13 protein-coding genes are annotated in these 15,838 nt (G+C 54.3%); 3 read left to right on the forward strand and 10 right to left on the reverse strand.

The features are described 5' to 3' along the window. Positions 1 to 79: 79 nt before the first annotated feature. The 6 genes from OGY68_RS19130 to nasR all read right to left on the reverse strand — a co-directional run bounded on the left by OGY68_RS19130 (position 80) and on the right by nasR (position 11,090). Positions 80 to 2,680: a nitrate reductase gene (locus OGY68_RS19130; protein ID WP_057066734.1), complete on the reverse strand. Its 2,601-nt coding sequence runs from the start codon at positions 2,678 to 2,680 to the stop codon at positions 80 to 82. Then, complete coding sequence (gene nirB, locus OGY68_RS19135; RefSeq protein WP_074439554.1) at positions 2,677 to 6,741, reverse strand: nitrite reductase large subunit NirB; 4,065 nt, start codon at positions 6,739 to 6,741, stop codon at positions 2,677 to 2,679. The genes OGY68_RS19130 and nirB overlap by 4 nt, the downstream gene beginning before the upstream one ends. A 10-nt stretch (positions 6,742 to 6,751) precedes the next feature. After that, positions 6,752 to 7,540: an ABC transporter ATP-binding protein gene (locus OGY68_RS19140; protein ID WP_003833396.1), complete on the reverse strand. Its 789-nt coding sequence runs from the start codon at positions 7,538 to 7,540 to the stop codon at positions 6,752 to 6,754. Positions 7,541 to 7,549: 9 nt separating this feature from the next. Beyond that, entirely contained in the window at positions 7,550 to 8,425 is an 876-nt protein-coding gene (ntrB, locus tag OGY68_RS19145; RefSeq protein ID WP_008784966.1) for a nitrate ABC transporter permease, read from the reverse strand. 1 nt (position 8,426) lies between these two features. After that, positions 8,427 to 9,686, reverse strand: a complete 1,260-nt coding sequence (locus OGY68_RS19150; protein ID WP_057066736.1) for a CmpA/NrtA family ABC transporter substrate-binding protein — start codon at positions 9,684 to 9,686, stop codon at positions 8,427 to 8,429. A gap of 222 nt (positions 9,687 to 9,908) precedes the next feature. Then, positions 9,909 to 11,090: a nitrate regulatory protein NasR gene (nasR, locus tag OGY68_RS19155; protein WP_100272318.1), complete on the reverse strand. Its 1,182-nt coding sequence runs from the start codon at positions 11,088 to 11,090 to the stop codon at positions 9,909 to 9,911. A gap of 73 nt (positions 11,091 to 11,163) precedes the next feature. Here nasR and OGY68_RS19160 point away from each other — a divergent pair, with 73 nt between their 5' ends. Together OGY68_RS19160 and OGY68_RS19165 are read left to right on the forward strand one after the other, a co-directional pair. Next, positions 11,164 to 11,517, forward strand: coding sequence for a DsrE/DsrF/TusD sulfur relay family protein (locus OGY68_RS19160; RefSeq protein ID WP_003833402.1), 354 nt, complete (start codon positions 11,164 to 11,166; stop codon positions 11,515 to 11,517). A gap of 262 nt (positions 11,518 to 11,779) precedes the next feature. Then, positions 11,780 to 12,025 carry a DUF1883 domain-containing protein gene (locus OGY68_RS19165; protein WP_286617321.1) on the forward strand — a complete coding sequence of 82 codons (246 nt, stop codon included), beginning with the start codon at positions 11,780 to 11,782 and terminating at the stop codon, positions 12,023 to 12,025. Positions 12,026 to 12,079: 54 nt separating this feature from the next. On the opposite strand, the gene OGY68_RS19170 is transcribed toward OGY68_RS19165, so the two are convergent. Then, positions 12,080 to 12,775 (reverse strand): gamma-glutamylcyclotransferase, encoded by a 696-nt coding sequence (locus OGY68_RS19170; RefSeq protein WP_016156738.1) that lies wholly within the window; start codon positions 12,773 to 12,775, stop codon positions 12,080 to 12,082. A gap of 196 nt (positions 12,776 to 12,971) precedes the next feature. Continuing rightward, on the reverse strand, positions 12,972 to 13,202 hold the full coding sequence (gene chaB, locus OGY68_RS19175; RefSeq protein ID WP_008784971.1) for a putative cation transport regulator ChaB: 231 nt from the start codon (positions 13,200 to 13,202) through the stop codon (positions 12,972 to 12,974). Positions 13,203 to 13,602: 400 nt separating this feature from the next. Between chaB and chaA the strand changes: the two genes are divergently transcribed. Further along, positions 13,603 to 14,703: a sodium-potassium/proton antiporter ChaA gene (gene chaA, locus OGY68_RS19180; RefSeq protein WP_003833407.1), complete on the forward strand. Its 1,101-nt coding sequence runs from the start codon at positions 13,603 to 13,605 to the stop codon at positions 14,701 to 14,703. 54 nt (positions 14,704 to 14,757) lie between these two features. On the opposite strand, the gene OGY68_RS19185 is transcribed toward chaA, so the two are convergent. Both OGY68_RS19185 and OGY68_RS19190 read right to left on the reverse strand, forming a co-directional pair. After that, entirely contained in the window at positions 14,758 to 15,084 is a 327-nt protein-coding gene (locus OGY68_RS19185; RefSeq protein WP_323849069.1) for an amidohydrolase family protein, read from the reverse strand. A gap of 91 nt (positions 15,085 to 15,175) precedes the next feature. Further along, positions 15,176 to 15,769, reverse strand: coding sequence for a TetR/AcrR family transcriptional regulator (locus tag OGY68_RS19190; RefSeq protein ID WP_286581266.1), 594 nt, complete (start codon positions 15,767 to 15,769; stop codon positions 15,176 to 15,178). Between the last annotated feature and the right edge of the window lie 69 nt (positions 15,770 to 15,838).

Consider the following 15,838-nt stretch of genomic DNA (forward strand, 5'->3'; position numbering starts at 1 on the left):
TGAATTTGGGGACCACAGCGTAAATCCTACCTGTCCGACGTCCCCTTTGCAGCTTTTTCTCAAATTTTCAGGAATATCCTTAATCATTGAGTGTGATTTTTTGTGCCAGTAATGTCTTCAGTTCCGGAATACACGATCCGCAATTACTCCCGCAACGTAACGCTTTTCCCAATGCCTGAACCGTATCACAACCGTTAGCGATAGCCTGGGTAATGGCCTTTTCTCCTACGCTATAACAACTACAAATAGTCGCGCCCTTATCAGCCGTAATACCACCGGGTTTCCCGCCCAACAGTGCGTGACGAGTCTGAGCATTTTCCGGCGTTTGCACGAATGCGCTGAGGATCGCCGCATCATCAATCTGCGGCAGCGTTGCCGCTGACCAGAGCCCAAGCATCAGCTTTCCTTCATGCCAGGCCAACAGATTCAGTCCCTGCTCCCATTTCGCCTGCTGAAGTTGCCAGCTTTGCGTCACACAATATTGTTGCAGCCACGTAGAAATATCGCTGTCGCCCGCCAGCGTATAACGCAAGGCATTGTCAGCACTTTTGCGCCACCAGTGAACGAACCCCGGAAACGTCAGCGCGGAGCGACAAAACAGCTCTCCCAGCCACCGGGGCTGCCATACCATAATGCGCACCGCTGTCTGTTTGCTTTCCGGCTGTCCAGAGTCAGGATCACAAATCGGCGCCACCAATGCATTTACCCGCCCTTGACGGGCAAAATGATTATTCCAATGCATTGAAGTGAAGACGCTCCCTGGCCGCTGTCCACGGTGAATGGTCACCCTACCAACCATTACGCCGAGCGGGGAGTTAACCCGGCATAGCGCACCTTCATTCAGCTTGAAGCGATAGGCATCCTCTGGTGCAATTTCTACCAGCGGTTCATTGATGTGCTGCATCAGGCGTGAAATCGTCCCCGTCCGCGTCATAGTGTGCCACTGATCGCGAATGCGACCGCTGTTTAGCACCAATGGATAGAGGGCATCACAGGCCGTTTTCATCCCCTGTGGTGTAACAGATACCAGGCGTAAACGTTGGTTACCACGCCACCCCTGCCAAAAATTTAGCGTTGATGAGCCGGTACTCACTGGCCAGCGAACCGGCGTCATCTCATCCCACTGTTGATGCGTCAGCTCCGCTAACGCGCCGATATCAAATGCACGTTCCCCCCTGTTTTCATAACCGGAAAGCGCCGCATGTTCACAAAATACCTCCCATGCGCTTTGCCAGCCAAACGCATGGGCAAAACCCAACTGTTTCGCCATTTGCGCAACGATCCACCAGTCCGCCCTCGTCTCACCCGGCGCAGGTAAAAATGCACGCTGGCGCGAGATCCGTCGTTCTGAGTTCGTCACCGTACCGTTTTTTTCGCCCCAGGCCTGCGCCGGAAACCGAATATGCGCGTAGCGGCTGGTGTCCGTGTCTGCCACGACTTCAGAGACGATCACCAGTGGACAGGCTGCCAACGCCTGGCACACGGCATGGCTGTCCGGTAATGACACCGCCGGGTTTGTCCCCATGATCCATACCGCTTTAACGTCGCCTTTACCGATCGCCTCAAACAAATCCACGGCCATCAAACCAGGCGTCTGCGCCAACCTTTCAGTCCCCCAGAAGCGGGACAGGCGGGCAAGATCCTGGGGTTCAAAATTCATATGCGCCGCCAGCTGCGTCGCCAACCCGCCAACTTCCCGGCCGCCCATCGCATTGGGTTGCCCGGTCAGCGAAAATGGACCGCACCCCTGTCGACCAAACTTACCGCTGGCCAAATGCACGTTAATAATCGCATTACACTTATCGCTACCGCTGGCAGACTGGTTAATGCCCATGGTGTATAACGTGATGGCTGTTGGCGCGCGCATAAACCAGTCATAGAAGGTGACAACATCGGCAACATCCAGCCCGCAAAACTGCGCCACACGCGCGAGGCTCCAGTCGTGCGCGATAGCAAACGTTTCTACAGCGTCATCAAATTCACTTTGCGCATTCCCCTCAGCCACAATCGTGTTCAGTAAGCCGACAAACAGCCCAGCATCGCTACCGGGCAGCAGGGAAAGATGCAGATCGGCGATATCACAGGTTGCGGTGCGACGAGGATCGATAACCACGACTTTCATCGACGGATTAGCATTACGCGCCTGCACCAGACGCTGATACAGCACCGGATGCGTCCATGCTGCATTCGATCCCACCAATACCACCAAATCACTGCGTTCGATGTCCTCATAACTGCAGGGCACGACATCCGCTCCCAGCGCCCGCTTGTATCCGGTCACCGCAGACGACATACAAAGCCGCGAATTGGTATCAATATTGGCCGCGCCAATGAAGCCTTTCATCAGCTTATTCGCCGCATAGTAATCCTCCGTCAGCAGTTGCCCAGAGGCATAAAAGGCCACAGCATGCGGTCCATGCTGAGCGATGATAGCGCGCAGACGTTCACCGGCGGTGTCCAGCGCCTGCGACCAACTCGCCGTTTCGCCATCCACCATCGGTTGCAACAACCTGCCGCTAAGTCCTGTGGTTTCAGCCAGCGCCGCGCCTTTGACGCACAAGCGGCCAAAGTTTGCCGGATGTTCGGGGTCGCCTCTGACGGTGACGCCATTATCGTCTACCTGCGCAATCACGCCGCAGCCAACGCCACAGTACGGGCACGTTGTACGAGTCTCACTCATGATGCCTCCGCCCGCAGGATCAACGCCTGAGTTCCCACCCACACTTTGCCCGCCTCCACTTTCACCGGCCAGGCGCGTACCGCCTGTTCTCCGCTGTCATACTGGCGGCCATCGCGCAGACGAATACGTTGTTTATACAGCGGCGAGATAACAATCGGCTCACCCTGCACATCCCCCAGAATACCGCGCGATAACACCTGCGCAGCGCTACCGGGTTCAAGGTTATCAAGGGCATAAATCGTCTGCCCAAAGCGGAATAATGCAATTTGCACATCTCCCAGACGTGCGCCAATACCCGCCTGCTCAGGGATAGCATCAAGGGCGCATATCTCCTGCCAGGGTTTTGTCGGTAATGACTCACGGCCCCTGGATGCAGGTTTAGCCAACTGCGGTTGCCCGCGTAAAGGCGCACGGGCAACCGTCTCATCCGCCTCATCACTATTGATATATGAACGAAACAGCGCCAGACGCTGCGGGCTACTGAGCGTGGTTTGCCATTCGCACTGGTAGCTTTCCACAACCCGCGCCATCTCTTGTTCCAGTTCACTGGCAATCCCTAAACTGTCGTCGAGGATCACTTCACGCAAATACGCAATGCCCCCTTCCAGGTTATCCATCCAGGTGCTGGTACGTTGCAGACGATCCGCGGTGCGAATGTAGAACATCAGGAAACGGTCGATAGTGCGCATCAGCGCGGTATCATCTAAATCACTGGCAAACAAATCGGCATGGCGTGGTTTCATTCCTCCATTGCCGCACAGATAGAGATTCCAGCCTTTATCCGTCGCAATGACGCCCACATCCTTACTCTGTGCCTCGGCACATTCCCGGGTACAACCGGACACTGCCATTTTAATTTTGTGTGGTGCACGCAACCCTTTGTAGCGATTTTCAAGCATCACCGCCATTGCCGTTGAATCCTGTACGCCGTAGCGACACCAGGTCGATCCAACGCAGGACTTCACCGTTCGCAACGACTTCCCGTACGCATGTCCTGTTTCAAATCCCGCAGCCACCAGTTCGCGCCAGATATCGGGTAACTGTTCCAGACGCGCGCCGAAAAGATCCACCCGTTGCCCGCCGGTGATTTTGCTGTACAGCTGATAACGTTTCGCAATCTGTCCTATGGCGATCAGGCCGTCCGGTGTGACCTCTCCCGCAGGCATACGCGGGACCACAGAATAGGAACCGTCTTTTTGAATATTGGCAAAATAGCGATCGTTCGTGTCCTGCAGCGGTAAGTGCGCTGGTTTAAGCAGATACTCATTCCAGCAGGACGCCAGCACTGACCCCACCAGAGGTTTACAGATTTCGCAGCCGTGACCCTGGCCGTAACGGCTAATCAACTGTTCGAAAGTATGGATATGGTTCACCCGTACAAGGTGATAAATCTCCTGGCGCGACCAGGGAAAATGTTCACAGATATCCTTTTTGACCTCAACGCCCTGGGCCGCAAGTTGGTGCTCCATCACCTGTTTCACCAGCGCGCTGCATCCGCCACAACCGGTCGCCGCTTTAGTGCACTGTTTGATGGCGCCAATGTCCGTCGCACCAGCACTTACCGCCCGGCATATATCGGCCTTACTGACGTTATGACAAGAGCAGATTTGCGCTGTATCGGGCAATGCCGCAACCCCAAGCGCTTTTGGCGCATCGCCCGCCAGCGCGGGCAGGATCAGCGATTCCGGCAGACCAGGAAGCGGCATCCCATTCAACATCATTTGCAATAGCGTGGCGTAATCGCCAGCATCGCCAACCAGCACTCCGCCCAACAGCGTTTTGCCCTCTGCGCTGACGACGATCTTTTTGTAGATCTGCTCGGGACCATGCGTCCATTGATAGCTTTTCGCGCCCGGCGTACGGGCATGCGCATCGCCAAAAGAAGCGACATCAACGCCCAGCAGCTTGAGCTTGGTGCTCATATCCGCACCGCTAAAACTGACATCTTCTCCGGCCAGCTGTGCGGCGACTACCCGCGCCATTTGATATCCCGGCGCGACAAGGCCAAAGACTCGCCCTTCCCACAGCGCACATTCGCCGATCGCAAAAATGGCGTCATCTGACGTGCGACAGTGGCTATCGATACAAATCCCACCGCGTTCGCCAATATCTAAACCGCTGCGACGCGCCAGCGCATCCTGCGGACGAATACCCGCAGAAAAAACCACCATTTCGGATTCCAGCTTTTCGCCGTCGGCAAAGTGCAGTACCAGTCCGTCAGTGGTGCTTTCAATTTCCGTGGTCGATTTTGCGGTGTGGACGCCAACGCCGAGCGCCTCTATCTTTTCTCGTAACATCGCGGCACCGGCGTTATCCAGCTGCACCGCCATCAGATTAGCGGCAAACTCAACAACATGCGTTTCCAGCCCAAGCTGACGCAGCGCGTTCGCAGCCTCCAGACCAAGCAGGCCACCGCCGATCACCACCCCGCGGCGCGCACTTTTCGCTTTCGCTGCAATGGCATCCAAATCGTCCAACGTACGATAAACAAAGCAGGCGGGTGAGTCCCCACCTTTCACAGGGGGGACAAACGGATACGATCCGGTGGCAAGCACCAGCGAATCCCAGTGGGTTTCATGTCCGTCGGCGTTGCGGATGACGCGCATCTCACGATCGATCTCGGTCACGCATTGCCCCAAACGTAGCTCTATGCCACTACGGGCAAAGAAATCATCAGCGACAAGCGAAAGTGATTGCGCGCTGCGCCCGGCGAAATACTCTGACAGATGCACCCGGTCATAGGCGGCATAACGTTCTTCGCCAAACACCACAATGTGATAATGCAAATGCAGATTACGGCTTACGCATTGCTCAAGAAAATGGTGGCCAACCATACCGTGTCCCACAACAGCCAGCGTCGGTTTTGTCATCGTCATCTGTCCTGCAGCCGATGGCTGCGTATCAAAGCGGTCGAAGAGCCAGTCGGAGTGTGCTGTCGCCCCCTGGGCCAGCAAATCGGTTAATGGCGCTGCGCTATGGCAATCGCCCATCAGCAGCACACCATGGAGTTTTCCATCACGCGTCAGCAAGCGGCGATAGTGCCCGCTGAGCGGATCGTATGTGCTCAGGGTGGCATCCGTCGCCGTCGTGTCCGTTACGCCTGCACTAAACAGATCAATTCCCGTCACCTTGAGGCGCGTTCCGCTCGCCTGCCAGCCAAATCCAGCATCGGTAAAACCCGCCAGTCGCGCAGCCAACACCTCAGCCTGTTTCAGGCACGGCGCAACCAGTCCCCACGTCTGGCCGTTAATCTCGCAGCATTCCCCAACGGCGCTAATGCCGGGCATTGAGGTGCGAAGCTGTTCATCCACCACGATCCCCTGCTGACAAACAACACCGCACGCCTGCGCCAGGGTGATATTGGGTCTGACCCCCGTGGCAATCACCACGCCATTCGCCGCAATACGCTGGCCATCGAGCAACGTTACGCAGTCGGCTTCGATACTGACGAGCCCGGAACTAAGCTCGCAGCGAATACCGCGTCCTGTTAGTTGTGCCTGCAACAGATCGCTGGCCTGTTGATCAAGCTGTTGTTCCATCAGCCTTCCCGCGCGATGAATCAACGTGACATCGTCACCGTGAAGACGTAAGGCTGCCGCGGCCTCCACGCCGAGAACGCCACCACCCAACACCACCTTTGGCCCAGACCGTTGGAGAATCGCCTCGACATCCTGCATCGTGCGAAAAGCATGAACATGCGGTTGTTGGACGCCGGGAATGGGCGGAATAAACGGATACGATCCGGTGGCAAATACCAGCTCATCCCAGAACAGAAGCCGTTTTGTGGTGGTCAGGCTGCGGCTGGTGGCATCAACGGCCAACACAGCTTCATCGCTCAGAACCGTCACGCCGTGATCGAGATACCACTGCGCCGGATGAAGCAAAGTTTGCGCAAAGGGCTTTTCTCCCCCCAGCACCGGGGAAAGTTGGATCCGGTTGTAGGCAAGCTGCGGCTCTTCACCAATAACGGTGACGGAAATGCCGCCGTTTTTGTACATAACAAGCGCCTCAATCAGACGAGTTGCCGCCATGCCATGACCCACAATGACCAGTCGCGTCATCTTCCCCTCCTTACGCCGCCTTCGGCTGTTTCTCATACAGAAAATGGAGAATGCGTTGTCGCAGGTGGTGGTATCGGCTGTCATCGGCAAGCTGGACCCGATTGCGTGGGCGCGGTAAATCAACCGTCAAGATCTCGCCCACCGTCGCCGCTGGCCCGTTGGTCATCATCAGAACCCGGTCGGAAAGCAGCACCGCTTCATCAACGTCGTGAGTGATCAGCACAATGGTGGTATTCAGCGACTGCTGGATGTGCATCACCGTATCCTGCAAATGCGCCCTGGTGAGCGCATCCAGTGCGCCAAACGGTTCATCCATAAGCAGGACTTTGGGTTTCATCGCCAGCGCCCGGGCAATGCCCACGCGTTGCTTCATCCCACCAGAGACTTCACCGGGGTGTTTGTGCATCGCGTGGCCCATCTGGACGCGGTGCAGGTTGTGTTCGATCCACTCACGTCGCTCGGCTTTACTCATGGTGTGGCGAAAGACCTGATCGACGGCCAGGGCTACGTTGTCGAAACAGGTCAGCCACGGCAGCAGCGAATGGTTTTGGAAAACGACCGCCCGCTCAGGCCCCGGCCCGGCGATTTCGCGGTTATCGCAAATCAGGCCACCTTCAGTAGGCAGCGTAATGCCGGCAATCAGATTCAAAAGCGTCGACTTTCCGCAACCGGAGTGACCAATCAAACTCACGGTCTCCCCTTCATGGATATCAAAAGAAACATTGTGTAGCGCGAGGAACTCACCGCTGGCGGTCGAAAAACGTTGGCTGACCGCCTGGACCTGAATAATGGGTTTCATGTTGTCTCCTTATTTTTCCTGCCAGCTATAACGACGCGCCACCAGCATTAGCCCCTGCTCAAGCAGCAGACCGACAACGCCGATGATGACGATAGCGATGAGAATGTTTTCGACATTAAGGTTGTTCCACTCATTCCAGATCCAAAAACCAATCCCCAACCCGCCGGTGAGCATTTCTGCTGCCACAATCACCAACCAGGCGATGCCGATCGACAGGCGTACGCCAGTGAGGATCGCCGGCAGCACGGCGGGGAAAAGTATCCGCCGCATCACCGTCCACTCAGAGAGTTGCAGTACGCGAGCAACGTTGAGGTAATCGTCAGGGATTCTCCGCACCCCTTCGGCGGTGTTGATCACCATCGGCCATATAGAGCAGATAAAGATGGTCCAGCTCGATGCGGGTTCCGCTTTTTGAAACAACAGCAGTCCAATCGGCAGCCAGGCCAGCGGACTGACCGGGCGCAACAGCGCAATCAGCGGCGAAAACATGTGCGAAAAGAAGGTGAAACGCCCAATCAGAAAGCCCAGCGGGATCCCCACCAGCGCCGCTAATCCGAAACCGATCGCGACCCGTTGCAACGACGCCAGCACGTTCCAGCCGATACCCATATCATTCGGCCCGCCGTTATAGAACGGATCGGCAAACAACGTCAGGGCTGAATCCAGGGTGCTCAGCGGCGTCGGAAAGCCTTTGCTGTTGATGGCGGCCAGTTGCCAGCACACCACCAGCAAGGCAATCCCCAACAGAGCGGGTACGGCGCGTCTTAGCCATGTACTAAGCCACATTGACCATGGCATTTTGCGCTTTCTGACCTTCATCGTTGATAGCGTGATGACCTCACCGACTACCGGCTCAGGGGATTTAAGCTGCGTATTTTGTTTCATCTCAGGCTCCTGTACGGTGGAGGGTAAAACTGTTGGCATAGGCTTCTGGATTGCGGCCATCCCATACGGAACCGTCCATCAGCGTACTGGTTCGTAGCAATTTCGCAGGAGGTGTTATCCCTCCAACCGCCGCTGCCGCATCGCGCCAGATGTCGGTCCGGTTGATGCGCGCGGCAATGGCTGCATAATCCGGTTGCTGCTTCAACAATCCCCAACGGCGGAACTGGGTCAGAAACCACATGCCATCGGAATGCCAGGGGAAACTCACCTCGCCGTCGCGAAAAAAGCGAATGGCATGCGGATCCTGCCAGCGACGACCGGCACCGTTGTCGTACTCGCCCAGCATTCTCGCCGTCAGATAGCCTTCTTTGGTATTGAGCCAGGCCCGGCGCGCCAGAATTTGTGCTGTTTCGCGTTTATTGGCTTCACTGGCGTCTATCCAGCGCGATGCCTCAAGCAGCGCGCTAACCAGTGCCCGGGCAGTATGTGGATATTTTTCTACCCACTCCCGGCGCGTACCGAGTACTTTTTCCGGATGGTCGGGCCAGATATCCTGGGACGTCGCCGCGGTAAAACCGATGCGGTCATTGATCGCCCGCGCATTCCACGGTTCGCCGACGCAGAAGCCACTCATATTGCCAATGCGCATGTTCATCACCATTTGCGGAGGCGGTACCACAACGGTGCGAACATCGGTGAAAGGATTGATGTCAGCGCTGGCCAGCCAGTAATAGAGCCACATGGCATGTGTGCCAGTGGGAAAGGTGTGCGCGAAGGTATAGGTTCCAGGCGCCTGCGAGACGATCAGTTTCTTCAGCGCAGACGCATCGGTAATCCCCTGCTCCAGCAGCGTTGCGGAGAGCGTGATCGCTTGCCCGTTCTGATTGAGCGTCATCAGATTGGCCATGGGCTGCGCTTTACTGGCAATACCCAGTTCCAGGCCATACAACAGGCCGTACAGAACATGAGCCGCATCCAGCTCTCCAGAGACCAGTTTGTCACGCACTGCAGCCCAACTGGCCTCTTTGGTCGGCACCAGCGTAATGCCGTATTTTTTATCAAAACCTTTCAACGTGGCGATAACCAGCGGCGCGCAGTCGGTTAGCGGAATAAAACCGACCCGAACGGTAGTCATCTCCGGCGCATCAGACCCTGCCGCCCAGACCGAAGACATCAGTCCTGGAATCAGCGAGCTGGCCCCCATCACGGCACTTGCCTGTAAAAACCGCCGCCGCGTTAACGAAACTGTTCTGTCACCCATACATGCTCCCCATAAAAAAAGGCGTCCAACAATGCCGAAGCATTGCGGGACGCCTTTATCCTCAAAACAGTCAGACCGCCGTTGGCCTGCTGCTAAATTGTATGTATGAGTGAATGCAATTCAGATGCCAGAATTACACTGGCGGTTTTAGCGGGTTCGACGCGTACCAGACGCCGCGGTGCACCCAAATATGGCAGACACTGCCCGCCTGTTGTGCAGTCGCTATCCCTGCATCAGGGATTTAACGGTAAGCAATGCCCGGGCGATATCGACCATCCGTTGGTTTTTATCCATCGCCATTTTTCGCAATAGCTGCCACGCCTGTTCTTCGCTGACCTGCTGGTAATTCATCAGGATGCTTTTTGCTTTATCAATCACCTTGCGCTCCTCTAAGGCATCCTGCAATGAGGCAAGTTGGGCGCTCATTTGCTCCAGCTGGCGAGCCTGCTGGCGAACAACCCACAATAATTGTTTATCCCGGCGCAGCGAGAGGGGTTCGTCAGCACGGTCGTCAAGCCAGTTGTCGAGCGGCAAGGCGTAGGTTTCTTCCGCCAGCCGACGCGCCACGGCGTTCAGCAATTCGGTAATCAACATCTCTTCGAGATGGCGTAATTGTTCAAGGCGCTGCGTCTGTAGGGTAAACCAGCGTAGCGCGTGTTCACCGTTATCGAGTTGAGGTTGTCGCGTACAGGCCTGGCGCCGCAGTTGTTCGATGGCGCCCGATGCCTCGCATTGCTGACGAAAATGCTGCACCAGTACAGGCGAAGCCAGGGAGATAAAGGTATCAAAGCACGGCTGCTGCCCGTCTATTCTGTCCACCAGCTCCTGGCGCATTTGAGGGTTAAACTCGCCCTGGGTAAAGCCAATGGCCCCTAACGCCCGCTCTTGTCCTACCAGCTCTTTACCCTGCATAAAACTGTATAGCGCCACCAGCCCACCTGCGACATGGGGATAATCGATGCTGTCGTTAAGCTGCGGCACAATACCCAGCAGATGGCGTAACGTCCGGCTGTACTGCTCCATCGCCTGCTGAGCATCGATAGTCTGCCCGCTGACAGACTCACGCAGCGTCGTTAGCTGATCGAGGCACCAGACGGTGCCAGCAATGCGGTGGCACAACGCACTGCCCGCCACCGGCATAATGTGCTGGAAAAGGATATGCAGTTGCCGACACTCTTCATCCACCAGCGCCCGACTGGCACGGACCTCCCGCTCATAAAGCGTACCTTGAGAACACAACCAGATATTGGATGCACCGCGTTCGCACTGTAGCATATGCACCAGATGGCTAATACGCATTACCAACTTACCGGACTGTGCCAGTTGGCGAAGCTGGGTGTTCTCAAGCTGGCGGGCATGGCGAAACCATTGCGTCGCGCCGGAATTTTGTGCATTTGTCATCATCTCTGCCCTCACCGATAACGGGTTATCCCTGAGGACAAGCAATATCCATGCCCCCCTGACAACAGGAGTAAAAATGCAAAAGATAGTGATCGTCGCGAACGGTGCGGCCTATGGAAGCGAATCGTTATTTAACAGCCTGCGTCTGGCAATCGCCCTGCGCGAACAGGAAGCGGATCTCGACCTGCGTCTGTTTTTAATGTCGGACGCGGTAACCGCGGGATTACGAGGTCAGAAACCTGCAGAAGGATACAATATTCAGCAAATGCTGGAGATCCTGACGGCGCAAAATGTGCCGGTCAAACTGTGCAAAACCTGCACCGATGGCCGTGGGATCACGACGCTGCCGTTAATTGACGGAGTGGCCGTCGGCACGCTGGTTGAACTGGCTCAATGGACGCTGGCTGCAGATAAAGTGCTGACCTTCTGATACACCGTTTTCAGGCAAGCACACTGAAAGTGTCGATAATTTCCGGATTTAATCGTAGATGGGCGCGGTTTCGTTGAACGTTAGCACGCCCTTTCAACCCTTTTAAGGAATTTTGTCACTTTTGTTTAATCGTTATGCCATTTTTTGATCAAAATCAGCATCCCGTTGCTCCCCCTTTGGTGTTATGCAATGAGTGAAATGTGAACAACATCACGCAGCACTTTCGACAGAAAGTACGTTGTTTTCAAGAACGGGGTGAAAAATGGCATTAGTGAAGGCGAGTTTAAAGTTATTTGGTGGCGATACGGTGGTTGTGCGCTGTTCCGAGCGTTGTCACATCCATCTGATGAGCGAGAAAAATCACGTCAAAGACATGCAGTCCGACATCTTAAGCGTGCAGGATCGTGATAACGCATGGTTGACCGTGCCCTATACCGGCATCTGGAATGTGCTGATTGACAGCCACAGCCAGTCGCTAGAGCATTCAATAAGTTATATTGCAGCCTAAGCGTTAATTGCCCGAAAAGCGCCTGGCTTTCGGGCATTCAGTTCCAAGCTGGGTTCAGGCAAACCCAGGCCGCATAACGCCTTCCGGCAGGTTCTCTCCCAACAATCGTTTAACCGTGATCACCAGATCGTTAAGACAATCATCCTGCATCCCCAACTTGACCAGCTCTTGTTCCAGTGAGAACAGATACTGGGCGTTGGTACCTAAAGGTCCGCTCGCCGCGGCGATAAGCGGCGCAATCACCTGCGCGCGCGTGTCTGACTCAAACAGCGGATGACGCGGATCCATAATAAAGACCAGTGCGTTCACCGTCCTGCCGTCATCAAGCGCCAACTGACACCAGGTCGGCAGATAACAGCCGGTGATCATTTCTCGCTTCCACAGCAGTGAAAGCTCTTGTTCCAAGGACGCGTCCGGCAAACGGTAGGCCACACCGGTGGTGCGTCCGCCCTCTTTCAGGGCCAGCATACGTCCTGGCTGACACGCCGTTCCTCGCCCCGCCGTCAGACGCAGGCAAAAGGCACGGTGCCAGCCGACTAACGTCCCGGTACAGGACTCTTCAAATTCTAAGGCCGGGTTCCACATCAATGATCCATAACCGAAGATCCACACCGGTCCATCATCTGGTCGGCATGCAAGCGTGGCAGCCAGTGAGGCTGCACGTTGTTCCGCTGACCAGAGTAGTGATTCTTCAATAGCACCAAATGCCGTCTTACAGTCGGCATTCAATAAAAAATCACGCGTTAACACCTTACACCTCCGCCACTGCTGCTTCCCTGCGACAACTTTTTTGACGCCTTCCGGGCTTTTTTGCTGCTCATTTTGAAACCAATAGCTGGACAATAGGCAATTCACCGCTCGCTTGCAAGCCAGCAACGGCGCGGCGTAGCACGATTCGCTAACGCCTGATGCTGGCTAGTTCATAAAGGCATTATAATTGATACTGTTACGCCTTTTTATGCCATTTATCATCATCACCTTTTTGATAATCATTTTTGACCGCGGCCCACGCCACCTTGTGTGCTGTCTCTTCACGGGTAGCATCATCACGACGGTCAGATTTATCTTTATACTGTTCCCAGGCGCTGTTGAAAGCTTCTTTGTAGATGTCCTGAGCATGGGCTGGCAGAACATGCTGCACGCTTTCAGGCAGATCGCTTTTGGATTTATATGGCATTGTGAACTCCTCTTTTTAGGCTAAACCTTAAGTGTGGTTAACAATGCGGCGATGCGCCAATAATGGACATTTATAGAAAATTTCTTCATCTAACCTTCTGTTAATTAAACAGTCTATAAACAATAATTTTGTTTTTGACCGCTTTGAGAGGAAAAATAAGCGATGTAGTAAAATTTCGTAAAATGTCACCTACAAAACCAGGTTTTCTGTTATTTTTTACATTCTTTAATACTTTTTATAATTATATACCCTAAATAATTCGAGTTGCTTAAAGGCGGCAAGGGAGTGAATCCCCAGGAGCATAGATAACTATGTGACTGGAGTGAGCGAACGTAGCCAACGCATAAGCAACTTGAAGTATGACGGGTATAAATACCTGCAGAGACGGAGAATTAATTCAATGACACACGTACATGAGGCGGTAAAAACCCGCCACAAGGAGACCTCTCTCGTCTTCCCGATTTTGGCGCTGGTAGTACTGTTCTTCTGGGGGAGCAGTCAGTCACTACCAGTGGTCATCGGTATTAATGCGCTGGCCCTTATTGGTATATTAAGCAGCGCATTCAGCGTTGTCCGTCATGCTGATGTATTAGCACATCGACTTGGCGAACCCTACGGGTCGCTGATCCTCAGCCTGTCCGTTGTTATTCTTGAAGTCAGCTTAATCTCCGCATTAATGGCGACCGGCGATGCAGCGCCTACGCTCATGCGCGATACGCTATATTCAATCATTATGATCGTAACCGGCGGCCTGGTCGGTTTTTCATTACTGTTAGGTGGCCGTAAATTTGCCACTCAGTATATGAATCTGTTTGGTATTAAGCAGTATTTAATCGCCCTGTTTCCGCTGGCCATTATTGTACTGGTGTTCCCGATGGCTTTACCGGGTGCAAATTTCACTACCGCCCAGGCGCTATTAGTGGCATTAATTTCTGCGGCGATGTACGGCGTATTTTTGCTGATACAAACTAAAACGCATCAGAGCCTGTTCATTTATGAGCATGAAGACGAGGGTGACGACGACGATCCGCATCACGGTAAACCGTCAGCCCACAGCAATATGTGGCATGCCGCCTGGCTTATCATTCATCTGATCGCTGTTATTGCCGTGACCAAAATGAACGCCAGCCCGCTGGAAACATTGCTGACTGAACTGAATGCGCCGGTCGCCTTTACCGGTTTCCTGGTCGCATTGCTGATCCTCTCCCCTGAAGGGCTAGGTGCGCTGAAAGCGGTTCTGAGTAATCAGGTACAGCGGGCGATGAATTTGTTCTTCGGTTCAGTATTAGCCACCATTTCACTGACCGTTCCGGTAGTGACCCTGATCGCATGGGCAACCGGGAATGATTTGGTCTTTGCGCTGGGCGCACCAGAGATGATTGTGATGGTTTCATCACTGGTACTGTGTCACATCTCTTTCTCCACCGGACGCACCAACGTGCTTAACGGTGCGGCGCATCTGGCGCTGTTTATCGCCTATCTGATGACGATATTTGCCTGATTAGTCTTTCTGATAGAACCCACGGCCCTTCTCAGGGCCGTTTTCTTTTACCGCTCACAGCTCCGGATAAACCTGTTGACCATCGACAAACGTTAATAACGACTCCGTTTGGTGCAATTTGTCTGCCGGAATAGCCATAATATCCTGATTAAGCACCGCAAAATCGGCGAGCTTACCTGCCTGCAAACTTCCCCTCTGCTGTTCTGCAAAAGCTATCCAGGCGGCATTGAGGGTATACATTTTTAAAGCATCTTCTCGGCTTAACTGGCGCGTATCATGACGTACCGAACCGTCGAGCGCTTTACCTGTTACATGATATTCAATGGCATGCCATACTCCTGCAACGCCAATCCGCGTCGCATCCGTACCACCTACAACGATAACCCCCTGCTTTGATGCGGGTTGATATGAGGCACCGCCTGATTAAGTTCCCATTTTCCCCATCATATTTATCTACCTTATCTTGTGATGATCATCTGGAAAGCTGATGCCGCACCGCTACGCTGGCGATTCGCGCGCTGGCTAGCAGACGTTCGAACGAATGCCCGCAACGCGCTTTTCCCGACAGGCCAAGCATTGTGGTACTGACGTAATCAGTCAGGCTGTCAGCCTCTTTAGGATGCCGCTGTGCGATAAAGTCGCGAATTTTATGTTCGGCAGCCGAGTAGAAATTCCGCGCGACCTTCCGCGCCTGCGGATCGTTACTGTGCGTGCCCTCCAGGACCAAACATCCCGGCGTATGCGGATCTGCGGCATAACGTCGCGCCGCCTCCTCAAGCAGATCGGTAAGACATGCAGAAACGGGTTTGTCGGGGCGAAGAATGTCATCAAAAGGGATCGCCTCGGTTTGTACGTAGCGGTCAAGAACTCGTTTATAAAGACCGATTTTGTTCCCAAAAGCAGCATAGAAACTGGGGGGCTTGATCGACAACACCGCGGTGACATCCGCCACGCTAACCGCGTCATAGCCATGTGCGTGAAACAAGGGTTGTACTTTGGCAACGGCCATTTCTGGATCAAAATTACGTGGGCGTCCAGGTGCACGAGTGCATTTTGTAGTGCTCATTACAAATCCATTGACAGAAAACTGTGCACCAATTATATATCGATCACTACATAATTGTTCAAGGAGTAC

The sequence above is a fragment of the Citrobacter sp. Cpo065 genome (assembly GCF_030332805.1).
Lineage (GTDB): Bacteria > Pseudomonadota > Gammaproteobacteria > Enterobacterales > Enterobacteriaceae > Citrobacter > Citrobacter portucalensis.

Coding starts and splice junctions, on each gene's coding strand:
- OGY68_RS19190 (WP_286581266.1), bottom strand. CDS start 15,769: ATGAGCACTACAAAATGCACTCGTGCACCTGGACGCCCACGTAATTTT.
- chaA (WP_003833407.1), top strand. CDS start 13,603: ATGACACACGTACATGAGGCGGTAAAAACCCGCCACAAGGAGACCTCT.
- ntrB (WP_008784966.1), bottom strand. CDS start 8,425: ATGAAACAAAATACGCAGCTTAAATCCCCTGAGCCGGTAGTCGGTGAG.
- OGY68_RS19140 (WP_003833396.1), bottom strand. CDS start 7,540: ATGAAACCCATTATTCAGGTCCAGGCGGTCAGCCAACGTTTTTCGACC.
- OGY68_RS19130 (WP_057066734.1), bottom strand. CDS start 2,680: ATGAGTGAGACTCGTACAACGTGCCCGTACTGTGGCGTTGGCTGCGGC.
- nasR (WP_100272318.1), bottom strand. CDS start 11,090: ATGATGACAAATGCACAAAATTCCGGCGCGACGCAATGGTTTCGCCAT.
- OGY68_RS19160 (WP_003833402.1), top strand. CDS start 11,164: ATGCAAAAGATAGTGATCGTCGCGAACGGTGCGGCCTATGGAAGCGAA.
- OGY68_RS19165 (WP_286617321.1), top strand. CDS start 11,780: ATGGCATTAGTGAAGGCGAGTTTAAAGTTATTTGGTGGCGATACGGTG.
- nirB (WP_074439554.1), bottom strand. CDS start 6,741: ATGACGCGACTGGTCATTGTGGGTCATGGCATGGCGGCAACTCGTCTG.
- OGY68_RS19150 (WP_057066736.1), bottom strand. CDS start 9,686: ATGGGTGACAGAACAGTTTCGTTAACGCGGCGGCGGTTTTTACAGGCA.
- chaB (WP_008784971.1), bottom strand. CDS start 13,202: ATGCCATATAAATCCAAAAGCGATCTGCCTGAAAGCGTGCAGCATGTT.